Below are 12,139 nucleotides of genomic sequence, written 5' to 3'. Positions count from 1 at the left end.
CATGTGCGTCGAGTCGGGCGGCCCTGAGCCGGGCGTCGGCTGCGCCGGTCGCGGCGTCATCACCGCCATCAACTTTCTTGAGGAAGAGGGCGCTTACACCCCCGATCTCGACTATGTCTTCTACGACGTCCTCGGTGACGTCGTCTGCGGCGGTTTCGCCATGCCGATCCGCGAGAACAAGGCCCAGGAGATCTACATCGTGGTTTCCGGCGAGATGATGGCCATGTACGCCGCCAACAACATCTCCAAAGGTATCGTCAAGTACGCGGCAAGCGGCAGCGTCCGCCTGGCCGGCCTGATCTGCAACAGCCGCAACACCGACCGCGAAGCGGATCTGATCACGGCTCTGGCCGCACGACTCGGCACCCAGATGATCCACTTCGTCCCCCGCGACAACCAGGTGCAGCGCGCCGAACTGCGCCGCATGACCGTCATCGAGTACTCCCCCGAGCACAAGCAGGCCCAGGAGTACCGGACTCTGGCCCAGAAGATCGCCGACAACACGATGTTCGTTGTACCGACCCCGCTGGAGATGGAAGAGCTCGAAGACCTGCTGATGGAATTCGGCATTATGGAAGCCGAAGACGAGACGATCGTCGGCAAGGCCGAAGGGGTAGCTTAAAGCGCCGGGCGAATTGCCCCCAGCTCGGCGTTGCCCTGCGGGCTCGCGGGTTCAACGTAGCGTCCGCTACGCTTCCCGCTCTCCCTGGAGCGCCTTGATCTGAGGGCAACTTGCCCGTCGTAGCGGCGGCGCTGTTGAGCTGATCTAAGAATCAGGTATTTAAGGAGTAACGATATGTATCAAGGTGACGATAAAACGATCCACGAAAGAAAGCCCGTTCCGGGCGTTACCAAAGAAAGAACCGAGAAGCTGATCGAGGAAACCCTCGCAGCGATGCCGGAGAAGGCTCAGAAAAAACGTGCTCCCCACCTGGGAGCCAACGAGCCGACCTCTTCGACCTGTGCGGTCAAGTCGAACAAGAAAGTCGTTCCCGGGATTATGAGCCAGCGCGGCTGCGCTTACGCCGGCGCCAAAGGGGTGGTCTGGGGCCCGATCCGCGACATGATCCACGTCTCGCACGGCCCGGTCGGCTGCGGTGTTTACAGCTGGGGTACCCGGCGTAACCTGATGCAGGGCGTTCCCGGCGTCACCTCCTTCCCGCTGGACTTCACCTCCGACTTCCAGGAGCGCGACATCGTCTACGGCGGCGACAAGAAACTTGAAGTTCTGCTGAAGGAAGCCGATGAGCTCTTTCCGCTGAACAAGGGCCTCTCGATCCTTTCCGAGTGCCCGGTCGGGCTGATCGGCGATGACATCAACGCCGTCGCCAAGAAGATGCAGGAAGAGCTCGGCAAGCTGGTCGTCCCCTGTAACTGCGAAGGTTTCCGCGGCGTCTCCCAGTCGCTCGGTCACCACATCTCCAACGACTCGATCCGTGACCACATCATCGGCAAGTACGAATTCGCCGATGAGATCGGTCCTTACGATGTCGCCCTGATCGGTGACTACAACATCGGCGGCGACGTCTGGGCCGCCAAGCCGATCCTCGAAGAGATGGGCCTCAACGTCAAGAGCGTCTGGACCGGCGACGGCGAAGTCGAGAAAATCGCCGCCACCCACACCGTCAAGCTCAACCTGATCCACTGCTACCGTTCCATGAACTACATGTGCAAGGTGATGGAAGAGAAGTGGGGCATCCCCTGGCTCGAGTACAACTTCTTCGGCCCGACCAAAATTGCAGAGAGCCTGCGCGCCATCGCCGATCTCTTCGACGACACCATCAAGGAGAAGGCCGAAGCGGTCATCGCCAAGTACACCCCGATCATGCAGGCGGTCCTTGACGAGTACAAGCCGCGCCTCGAAGGCAAGACCGCCATGCTCTTCGTCGGCGGCCTGCGCCCCCGGCACACCATCGGCGCCTACGAGGACCTCGGCATCCAGATCACCGGCGCCGGTTACGAATTCGCCCACCAGGACGACTACGACCGTACCGCTCCCGAGATGGCAAAAGGGACCCTGATCTACGACGACGTCTCTGAATTTGAGCTGGAGAAATTCGTTGAAGAACTCAAGCCTGACCTGATCGGCAGCGGGATCAAGGAAAAATACGTGTTCCAGAAGTCCGGCATCCCCTTCCGCCAGATGCACAGCTGGGACTACTCCGGTCCCTACCATGGCTACGAAGGGTTCAAGATCTTCGCCCGCGACATCGATATGGCGATCAACAGCCCGACCTGGAAGCTGGTCAAGGCACCGTTTTAGAGACAATATCGGCCACAGAGGCACGGAGACACGGAGAAGGTCAACGACAAAAGCCTGTGTTTTGGTTTCAAGCCCGAACCTTACCTGATTTTTGAATTTCTCTGTGCTCTCCGTGTCTCTGTGGCAAACAATAAGGAGTTATCGCCATGAGCGAAGCAGTAGCGCTAAAAAAAGTGACCGAACACTCGCCGGAAGAAATTGAGCGGGTCAAGGAATGGATCAATACCGAAGAATACAAGGAAAAAAACTTCGCCCGCGAGGCGCTGGTGATCAACCCGGCCCATGCCTGCCAGCCGCTCGGGGCGCAGATGGTGGCGACCGCCTTCGAAGGAAGCCTTCCCTTTGTGCACGGTTCCCAGGGGTGCGCTTCGTACTTCCGCAGCACCTTCAGCCGGCACTACCGTGAGCCGGCGGCGGCCACCTGTGACGCCATGACCGAAGACGGTGCGGTGTTCGGCGGCCAGAACAATCTCTTTGAAGGGCTGGAGAACGCCTACTCCATCTACAAGCCGAAGATGATGCCGGTCTACACCACCTGCATGCCCGAGGTTATCGGTGACGACCTGACCGCTTTCATCACCAACGCCAAGCTTCAGGGGCACATCCCCGAGGAACTGCCGACGCCTTACGCCAACACCCCGAGCTTCAACGGTACCCACATCCACGGCTACGACTCGATGATGCTCGCCATTCTGAAGTACCTCACCGAGGGGCAGAAGGTCGAAGGCAAGTGTACCGGCAAGCTCAACCTGATTCCCGGTTTCGACGGCAGCACCGGCAATGTCCGCGAATACAAGCGCCTGCTCGAGGCGATGGGCATCCCCTACACGGTGATGGCCGATACCTCCGAGGTCTTCGACACCCCCTGCGATGGGCACTACAAGCTCTATCCCGGCGGGACCAAGCTCGAGGACGCGGCCGAGTCGATCAACGGCAAGGCGACCATCGCCCTGCAGAAGTACTCCACTGTCACCACCATGAAGTGGATCGAGGAAGAGTTCAGCGGTGAGAAGCTGGTCATGCCGATGCCTTTCGGCATCAAGAAGACCGACGAGTTTTTGATGAAACTCTCGGAGCTTTTCGGTAAGGAAATTCCTGCAGAACTGAAAGCCGAGCGCGGCCGGGCGGTTGACGCGATGACCGATGCGCACCAGTACCTGCACGGCAAGAAGTTCGCTATCGCCGGCGACCCGGACTACCTGATCGGCATCGTCAGCTTCCTGCTCGAAATGGGCGCGATTCCCCATCATGTCCTCTGCTCGCGCTCGACCAAGAAGTTCGAAAAAGAGATGAAGGCGCTGCTGGAGGCCTCGCCCTTCGGCAAGGGCTGCACCGTCTACATCAACAAGGACCTCTGGCACATGCGCTCCCTGCTGATGACCGATCCGGTCGACGGCATCATCGGCGACACCCACGCCAAGTGGGCGGCCCGCGACGCCAAGATCCCCCTGTTTCGCATCGGTTTCCCGATCATCGACCGGGTGAACCTGCATCGCACCCCGGTTGTTGGTTACCAGGGCGCGATCAACATCCTGACCATGATCGCCAACAAGTTCCTCGATATCAAGGACGAGACCTGCGAAGACCAGTGGTTTGAAATGATGCGGTAGGGAGCGGCCCTTTTACGCAATCTCTGCGTCAGGTTTCGAAATTACTTGTGCGGCGTAGCGCTGCTACGCCTCCGCGCAATTTCTTACCCTCCTTGACCTTGCGCAAAATTGCTCGCTCCTGATACGGAGTCAGAACAAGACGGGTGGGGGTTGTCCTCCACCCGTCTGAAATTCAACGCCGCCTGAGAACACTCGGTGAACAGGATTTTTAATGATCCGAACCCGTCGATTTGAAATTGTTTCTGGAAAAGAAAGTAGAGGTCTAGTCATGAAAGTGGCATTCGCCAGCACCGATAAAATTCACGTGAACGAGCATTTTGGCCGCGCCGAGCAGTTTTTTATCTGGGAGATCGGTCCCGAAGAGGCCGAGTTCACCGGGGTGGTCCAGGTCAAGACCGAAGGCGCCGACGAGGCCGATCGCATCGAGGCCCGCTGCGCCGGTCTCAATGATTGCGCCCTGGTTTATGTGGCCCAGATTGGCGGCCCGGCCGCGGCCCGGCTGGTGCAGAAAAAGATCCACCCGATCAAGAGCAAAGAGCAGGAGCCGATTACCCTGGTGGTGGAAAAGCTGCAGGAAGTTCTGCGCGGCAGCCCGCCCCCCTGGATGCGTAAGGCGATGCTGAAGAGCGAACGACCCGGGTTTCTGGAAGGATAAATGATGTAGGGGCGAATTTCGTATTCGCCCGGTACAGCAAGGGCGAAGGCGAAATTCGCCCCTACACCACATAAAAGAGGAGAATTATCATGGCATTACTGACCGGATTGACCCGCGGTGGCAAAAGCTGGACCCCGACCTTCGCCGAGGCCATCGACCCCGAAAAATGCATCGGCTGCGGCCGCTGCTATAAGAGCTGCGCCCGCAAGGTGCTCGGTCCCGAGGACCTGGTGGACGAAGAGACCGATTCGACCCGCATGATCATGACCATCATCAATTCGGATAACTGCATCGGTTGCGCCGGCTGCGGCGTCGCCTGCCCGAAGAAGTGCTTCAGCTTCACCACGATGGAAGCGTAAGAAAAGCGGTGATTAGTGATTGGTGGTCTGTGATTGGTTCTGTGGGTTTTGCCAATCACCAGTCACTAATCACCAATCACTGGTTTTAAGGGAGTTTTTATGCTTATCGCCGTTACATCCAAAACCGGTACCGAAGTCGATCAGCACTTCGGTCACGCCGAGCGTTTTCTGATCTACGATTACAACCAGGGGAACCCACAGCTGGTCAAGGAAGTTTCGGTGGAAAAGTACTGTGCCTACGTGCCCGACCAGCCCTTCCGGCACGGACGCTTTCAGGGGATTGCCGAGGCCATCGACGGTTGTCGGCTGGTGGTTACCGCCATGATCGGCGGCTATCCGAAGGATGAGCTGAAAAAGCTCGGCATCCAGGCCGTCGTTGCCCCCGGCCCAATACCGCAAGCCTTGGTCCAGGCTGTTGAAGCCCAATGCAAGCAGGCCAGTGATTCCTGATTTGCAACATTTTTCGGCGCTGGCTACGGAGTAAGACTTTATCTGATTATTTTTTTAACTTTCCAGAGTGCAATCGCCTAAGGCATAGGCAGGATGGTGTTGAGGGACCCATTCTGCCTAATTTTTTCGGTAACTTACGCTTGGCACGTAACGTGCTTAACTGATGATGACCGGATGCAGCACAGTGCAGTGCCGCATCGGAAACCAGGCAACGAAGCCCCATGGATTTTCCATGGGGCTTTTTTATTTTCAGACCAGGGCAAGGGCGCTTTCGGCAGGTACGAAAGCGCCCTTGTGCGTTGAAAGGAGACCGATCATGGCAAGCGGATGTCCGATGATGAACCAGAGGCCCCAGACCGACCACCCCTGCTTCGGCGGCGATCACAGCAAGGCGGGGCGCATTCATCTTCCCGTCGCGCCGGGGTGCAACATCAAGTGCGGCTTTTGCGAACGCAAGTTCGACTGCGCCAACGAGAGCCGCCCCGGCGTCACCAGCCGGGTGCTCACTCCGACCCAGGCGGTAGAGCGGGTGCGGCTGGTCAAGCGGCACATGGAAAAGCAGGGTGGCGCCCAGCTCAAGGTGGTGGGAATCGCCGGCCCCGGCGACCCGCTGGCCAACCCGAAGACCTTCGAGACCTTCAAGCTGGTGCGCGAGGCCTTTCCCGAAATGACCCTCTGCCTGTCGACCAACGGCCTGCGGCTGCCGGAGATGCTGGAAACGATCCTCGAGTACGACGTGCACAGCCTGACTGTGACCATCAACGCCCTGACTCCCGAAACCGGCGCCAAGGTCTACGAATGGATCAAGCATGACGGCCAGCGGATCGAAGGGGAGAAGGCCGCGGCCATCCTGCTGGAAAAACAGCTCAAGGGGTTGGAGATGGCGGCCAAGGCCGGCATGCTGGTCAAGGTCAACCATGTCTACATCCCCGGCGTCAACGACCACGAAACCCTCGACCTGGCGGTCAGGGTGCGTAACTTGGGCGCCGCGATGATGAACATCATGCCGGTGATCCCGGTCGGCATTTTCAAAGAGATTGAACCTCCCTCCGATGCGGTGATGGAGATGGTGCGCAACCAGGCCGAACTGATCCTCTCCCAGGCCCGCCACTGCAAACAGTGCCGTGCCGACGCCGCCGGCCTGGTCGGGCAGGATATCGACCTCGAACTGCTTGAAGCCAAGGCGGGGTAACAAGTCAAAGGCGACCTCTCGCCCGTTCGCTTCGCTCACTCGAGCACGCAGAGGACACAGAGAAGGGCAAGGGTTTATATGGACGTTCCTTGCCTTGCCACGACTTTCTCCGGTTTTTTCTGTTCACAGATTTTCCTCTGCGATCTCTGCGCGCTCTAGCGAATGCAATGAGCGGGCGAGAGGCCGATTTTAGGAAGGTAATATGACCGAACTGCTCGATCTGACCATCGCCGCCCTGCTCGACCGCCATCCCGAGGCGCACCCGGTCTTTGTCGTCCACGGCCTGGAAGGGCTGGTCAACGAGGACGGCCTGCGGGTGCTGGCCCCCTTTCTCACCCTGAAGACGGCGCTGCGCAGCCGCGGGATTGACGCCGACATCTTTCTGCGTCTGCTGGCCGAGACGGTGGCGACCGAGCAGGTGCTCGAGGCACCGGGGCTTCCCGATATCCGCAAGGCCGGTGAGCTGACCCTGCTGGCGCTGATGCCCTGCGGGCTCAAGGTTCCCTTCGGCCGGGTGCTGAGCAGCTTTCTCGAAGAGCTCAGGGTTCGGCAGGGGCTGGATATCACTTACGCGGTGGAAGGCAACCTCAACCAGGAACTTTCCTACTACCCCTATGTCGACACCATCGAGACGGTCGAAGAACTCCCCGACATCATCGTTTCGGCCGACTTCAACGCCTTCTACACCCACCGGTTTTATAAGCGTTTTGTCGAGCCGGGGCACCTGGTCGGTTATGGCCAGGTCAACCCCAGCGCCGCCTTCGCCGCCGCCGGACTTCCCGACCCGAAAGGGGAGTACTTCGTCTTCGGTGTCAATCCGCTGGTGCTGGTTGCCGATCTCGACAAGGTTGGCGACCGGCCGCTGCCGAGGCGCTGGGCCGACATCCTCGACCCGATCTGGCTGAAGGACATCACCCTGCGCGGCAATGCCGATTTCTTCTGCCATGCCGTGCTGCTGCCGATTTTCCAGGCCGGAGGCGAGGAAGCGCTGCTCAAGCTGGCGCCCAACGTGCGCCAGGGACTGCACCCGGCGCAGATGGTCAAGCAGATCGACGGCGGGGGCGGGGGCGCGCTTTACGTGATGCCCGAATTTTTCGCCCACCGGGTCAAGAACAAGGATCGCATCGCCATCCTCTGGCCCGAGGACGGCGCGCTGGCCAGCCCGGTGACCCTGCAGGTCAAAAAGGACAAGGTGAAGGAACTGAAGCCGGTGCTCGACTGGCTGACCGGCCCCGAGCTGGCCCGGGCATTGGTCGGGGCGCGCTTTCCGGTCCCCCACGCCGAGGTCGAAGGGGAATTGCAGGATGCGCCCCTGCTGTGGCTGGGCTGGGACTGGCTGCGTAGCAACGACATCCGCGAGGTCAACGCCGGCATCGACCGGGTCTTTCTGCCGGCGGTCAAGGGAGTGCTCGGATGAAGCTGGTGACCGTCGCCGGGCCGCCCTCCTGCGGCAAAACCTCGGTGATCCTGCGGGCCGCCGAAGGGCTGGCCAAAAACGGGGTGAAGCTCGGCGTGGTCAAGTTCGACTGTCTCTTCAGCGACGATCAGCAGCGTTATGAAAAAGCCGGGATTCCGGTCAAAACCGGCTTGGCCGGCGGCCTGTGCCCCGATCATTTCTTCATCGCCAATATCGAAGCGGCCCTGCAGTGGGGAGTGCGCCAGGGTTTCGATCTGCTGATCAGCGAAAGCGCCGGGCTGTGCAACCGCTGCTCACCGCACGTCAACCAGGTGCTGGCGGTCTGCGTGATCGACAACTTGAGCGGTGTCCACACCCCGCGCAAGATCGGCCCGATGCTCAAAAGCGCCGATGTTGTGGTGATCACCAAGGGGGACATCGTCTCCCAGGCCGAGCGCGAAGTCTTCGCCTTTCGCGTCAAGCAGGTCAACCCCAAGGCGGCGGTGCTGCCGGTCAACGGCCTCACCGGCCAGGGGAGCCTGCTGCTGCAGCGCCACCTCGAAAATGCCCCGGAAATCGCCGGCCTCGATGGGGAGCGCCTGCGCTTCTCCATGCCCGCCGCCCTCTGCTCCTACTGCCTCGGTGAAACCCGCATCGGCAAGGACTGCCAGATCGGCAACGTCAAAACGATGGATTTCTCATGACCGCCGCCGAACTGCTTCGCCAGCCCTGTCGCGCATTGCTGCAGCAGCATCCCTACCTGGCCGACTTCTTCGCCGCGCACGCTCTGCCGCTGCCGGCCGGTCCGCTTTCACTGTCCGACTATTTTTCTGCCCTGACGCCGGAGCAACTCGACCGCCTCGGCCTTGACCGCGAGGCACTCACAGGACAACTGCTCGGCTTCATGACCCAGATGGAAAGCTTTCGCGGCGGGGGTCGCGAGCCGGTGCGCAAGGTCACCGTGCTCGGCGGCCGCGACAAGAGCGGCCGGAGAGAAGAAATGAGCCTGGAGCTACGCTCCGGCGACGTGGTCTGCGTGGTCGGTCCGACCGGTTCGGGCAAGAGCCGGCTGCTGGCGGATATCGAATGCCTGGCCCAGGGGGATACCCCGACCGGGCGGCGGATTCTGCTCGACGACGCGCCGCCCGACGAGAGCGCCCGGCTCTCCGGAGAGCAGCGGCTGGTCGCCCAGCTGTCGCAGAACATGAACTTCGTCATGGACCTCTCGGTGCGGGAATTTCTGCAGATGCACGCCGAAAGCCGGCTGGTCGAAGGGGTCGAGGCGATGATCGAGCGGATCTACGCCACCGCCGTCGACCTGGCCGGTGAGCCCTTCACCCTCGACACCCCGGTCACCGCCCTCTCCGGCGGCCAGTCGCGGGCGCTGATGATCGCCGACGTCGCCTGCCTCAGCGTCTCGCCCATCGTCCTGATCGACGAAATCGAAAACGCCGGGGTCGACCGTCGCCGCGCCCTCGAACTCCTCGTCCGTGAAGAGAAGATCGTCCTCATGGCCACCCACGATCCGCTGCTGGCCCTGTCCGGCGACCGCCGGCTGGTGATCAAGAACGGGGCGATTGCCGCGGTGCTCGAAACCAGCGCCGAAGAGCGGGCCGCTCTGGCTGATCTCGACACCCTCGACCGCCGCTTGGCCTCAGTGCGGGAGCAGCTGCGGCGAGGAGAGCGGGTGGTGCTGGATGCGGGATTGTTCGCCCCGGATAAGTAGCCTGCCCAATCAAGTTCCTTTCTGTCCCTTTATGACGACTTGCAACGGTCCGGTGCTTGAGGCATAGTATGGCGTGTTCGCTCCACCCATACTCCGCCCTTCTGCCCGAGAAAGCCTGCTGTCATGGAAACACCTGTCGCCGATCTCCCCGAAATCCACGAACGCCCCTGGGAACAGCTCGAAAGCCTGATCAAGGCAGGCGATGGCGTCGTGCTGCTCGATTTTATCGACGGCATGAGCCCCACCGAAACCGCGCGAGCCATTTCCCGTCTCTCCGCCGAAAGCCAGGGGCGCCTGTTTGAACTCCTTTCCCCCGAAGACGCCGCCGAGGTCATCGAGGATATCTCCGACGCCCAGGCGGCCGACCTCATCGAAGAGCTGCATCCGCAGCAGGCCGCTGCCATTCTCGAAGAGCTCGACAGCGACCACGTCGTCGACCTGCTCGGGGAGATGGACGAAGAGGATGCCCAGGCGATACTGGAGCAGATGAAGCCGGATGAGGCGCTCGAAGCCCGGCAGTTTCTCTCCTACCCGGCCGATACCGCCGGCGGCCTGATGATTTCCGAATACCTCAGCTATCCGGCCGAAAAGACCATCGGCGGGGTTTTGCAGGATCTGCAGGACAACCGGGAAACCTACGCCGACTACCACGTGCAGTACTTTTACGTCACCGATCCGGACGAGCGCCTGCTGGGGGTGCTGCGCATGCACGATCTGCTCTTTCTGCCGCGCAGCGCCACCCTCGACAAGGTCATGATCCGCAATCCCCATAAAATCCCCGTGTCGGCGAAGCTCGAGCAGCTGCGCGACTTTTTCGAGGACCACGACCTGTTCGGCGCGCCGGTGGTCGACGACAGCGGGCTACTGGTCGGCGTGGTGCTGCCCGAGTCGGTCGAAGAGGCCCGCCGCGAAAAGACCGTCAAGCAGTACCTCGGCTTGAGCGGCATCATCGGCGGCGAAGAGTTCCGAACCATGCCGCTCTTCAACCGGGCCGGCCGCCGGCTGTCCTGGCTGAGCCTGAACATCGTCCTCAACATCATCGCCGCCAGCGTCATCGCCCTCTACCAGGACACCCTGGCCGCCGCCATCACCCTGGCGGTCTTTCTGCCCATGGTCAGCGACATGAGCGGCTGCAGCGGCAACCAGGCGGTCGCCGTCAGTATGCGGGAACTCTCGCTGGGACTGGTGCGCCCCAACGAGCTGCTGCGCGTCATGCGCAAGGAGGCGCTGCTCGGGGTAATCAACGGGGTGGCGCTCGGGGTGCTGCTCGGCGGCGTGGCGCTGCTCTGGAAAGGGAACCCGTACCTCGGGCTGGTGGTGGGCGGGGCGCTGGCGGCCAACACCATCGTGGCGGTCACCCTCGGCGGACTGCTGCCGCTGCTGCTCAAGCGGATCAAGATGGACCCGGCCCTGGTGTCCAGCCCGCTGCTGACCACCGTCACCGACATGTGCGGCTTCTTCTTCGTCCTCAGTTTCGCCACCGCCGTGCTGCCGCGCCTGGCCGGGTGATCCGGGCGGCAAAAGCGCGCACAAAAAAGGGCAGGTTTCCCCGGAAAAGGGAGCCTGCCTTTTTTTGTGCGCATGTTGTTGCCGGGGCAGTCGTTACAGCTGGCCGATCAGCCGGACAAAGTCCTCCGGCATTCCGGTGTCGAAGGTCATCGGCTTTTTGCTGAAGGGGTGGATGAAGGAAATCGAGCGGGCGTGGAGGGCGAGCCGCTTCGACACCAGTTCGCCGGTGCCGTATTTCCGGTCCCCCGCGACCGGATGCCCTTTTTCCGCGAAGTGGACCCGGATCTGGTGCTTGCGGCCGGTGAGCAGATGGATCTCCACCAGGCTGAGCCCTTTCCCTTCTTTCAATACCCTGTATTCCGTGTGGGAGAGTTTCCCCTTGGCCTCGACCGGGGTCGAAAAGACCCGCTGGGCGGCATTCTCGGTGAGGTAGCTGGAAATCTTCCCCTCCTTGGGCGTCAGCTGTCCATGCACGATGGCCAGGTAGTGCTTGTCGGTCTGCTCCCAATTCTCCTGCAGAAACTTCTTGGCCTCTTCGCTCTTGGCGAAGATCAGCAGCCCCGAGGTGTCCTGGTCGAGGCGGTGGACCACGTAGACCCGGTTGCGCGACTTGGGATTACCCTTGCGGACATAGTCATTGAGCAGGTAGTGGGCGGTTCTCGACTTGGTCCGGTCGGTGCCGATGGTCAGCAGTCCGGACGGCTTCTCCACCAGGATGATGTCCTTGTCCTCGTAGAGGATGGGCAGCCCTTTCGGCTGATGTTTTTTGGGCGGCCGGTTGTCTTTGATTGACTGATCCAATGTGCTTCTGCCTTCCTCGTGACGGTTTTTCAGTTCAGCGGATTTCACCCAAGGCGAACGCCTCGGCCGGCGACTCCCGAAGGATCGGAAAGCCTCCCCGCGTGGTGGTGACGAAGCCCTCGAGGGCGCTCTCTTCCCCGGCCGGGAGGTCGGCCCCGGCGAGCATGAAGGCCGGATG

12 protein-coding genes are annotated in these 12,139 nt (G+C 61.2%); 11 read left to right on the top strand and 1 reads right to left on the bottom strand.

Going from position 1 to position 12,139, the window contains the following annotated elements; genetic code table 11:
• The 11 genes from nifH to mgtE all read left to right on the top strand — a co-directional run.
• Positions 1-622 (top strand): nitrogenase reductase (gene nifH, locus ABYV89_RS09525; protein WP_432822720.1); only part of this gene is annotated, 622 nt, incomplete at its 5' end.
• A 174-nt stretch (positions 623-796) separates the two neighbouring features.
• The gene (gene nifD, locus ABYV89_RS09520; protein WP_432822719.1) at positions 797-2,263 is read left to right on the top strand and encodes a nitrogenase molybdenum-iron protein alpha chain; all 1,467 of its coding nucleotides are present in this window, start codon (positions 797-799) and stop codon (positions 2,261-2,263) included.
• A gap of 146 nt (positions 2,264-2,409) precedes the next feature.
• Entirely contained in the window at positions 2,410-3,873 is a 1,464-nt protein-coding gene (gene nifK / locus ABYV89_RS09515) for a nitrogenase molybdenum-iron protein subunit beta (RefSeq protein ID WP_432822718.1), read from the top strand.
• Positions 3,874-4,141: 268 nt separating this feature from the next.
• A complete protein-coding gene (gene nifX / locus ABYV89_RS09510) occupies positions 4,142-4,528 on the top strand; it encodes a nitrogen fixation protein NifX (RefSeq protein ID WP_432822717.1) in 387 nt (128 codons plus the stop codon).
• Positions 4,529-4,617: 89 nt separating this feature from the next.
• Complete coding sequence (gene fdxB / locus ABYV89_RS09505; RefSeq protein WP_432822716.1) at positions 4,618-4,887, top strand: ferredoxin III, nif-specific; 270 nt, start codon at positions 4,618-4,620, stop codon at positions 4,885-4,887.
• 99 nt (positions 4,888-4,986) lie between these two features.
• Entirely contained in the window at positions 4,987-5,337 is a 351-nt protein-coding gene (locus ABYV89_RS09500; protein ID WP_432822715.1) for a NifB/NifX family molybdenum-iron cluster-binding protein, read from the top strand.
• 316 nt (positions 5,338-5,653) lie between these two features.
• On the top strand, positions 5,654-6,529 hold the full coding sequence (locus ABYV89_RS09495) for a radical SAM protein (protein WP_432822714.1): 876 nt from the start codon (positions 5,654-5,656) through the stop codon (positions 6,527-6,529).
• Between the two features lie 202 nt (positions 6,530-6,731).
• Positions 6,732-7,946, top strand: a complete 1,215-nt coding sequence (locus ABYV89_RS09490; RefSeq protein ID WP_432822713.1) for an ABC transporter substrate-binding protein — start codon at positions 6,732-6,734, stop codon at positions 7,944-7,946.
• Positions 7,943-8,629 carry a GTP-binding protein gene (locus tag ABYV89_RS09485; RefSeq protein WP_432822712.1) on the top strand — a complete coding sequence of 229 codons (687 nt, stop codon included), beginning with the start codon at positions 7,943-7,945 and terminating at the stop codon, positions 8,627-8,629. Before ABYV89_RS09490 ends, ABYV89_RS09485 begins: the two co-directional genes overlap by 4 nt.
• Entirely contained in the window at positions 8,626-9,651 is a 1,026-nt protein-coding gene (locus ABYV89_RS09480; RefSeq protein WP_432822711.1) for an ATP-binding cassette domain-containing protein, read from the top strand. The genes ABYV89_RS09485 and ABYV89_RS09480 overlap by 4 nt, the downstream gene beginning before the upstream one ends.
• A 123-nt stretch (positions 9,652-9,774) precedes the next feature.
• Positions 9,775-11,160, top strand: coding sequence for a magnesium transporter (mgtE, locus tag ABYV89_RS09475; protein WP_432822710.1), 1,386 nt, complete (start codon positions 9,775-9,777; stop codon positions 11,158-11,160).
• A gap of 93 nt (positions 11,161-11,253) precedes the next feature.
• On the opposite strand, the gene ABYV89_RS09470 is transcribed toward mgtE, so the two are convergent.
• A complete protein-coding gene (locus ABYV89_RS09470; RefSeq protein WP_432822709.1) occupies positions 11,254-11,961 on the bottom strand; it encodes an RluA family pseudouridine synthase in 708 nt (235 codons plus the stop codon).
• Positions 11,962-12,139: the final 178 nt, after the last annotated feature.

This window comes from Trichloromonas sp. (assembly GCF_041583255.1).
Lineage (GTDB): Bacteria > Desulfobacterota > Desulfuromonadia > Desulfuromonadales > Trichloromonadaceae > Trichloromonas.
The sequence above is the reverse complement of the archived record's forward strand: the minus strand, read 5'-3'. Positions and strand labels throughout refer to the sequence as shown.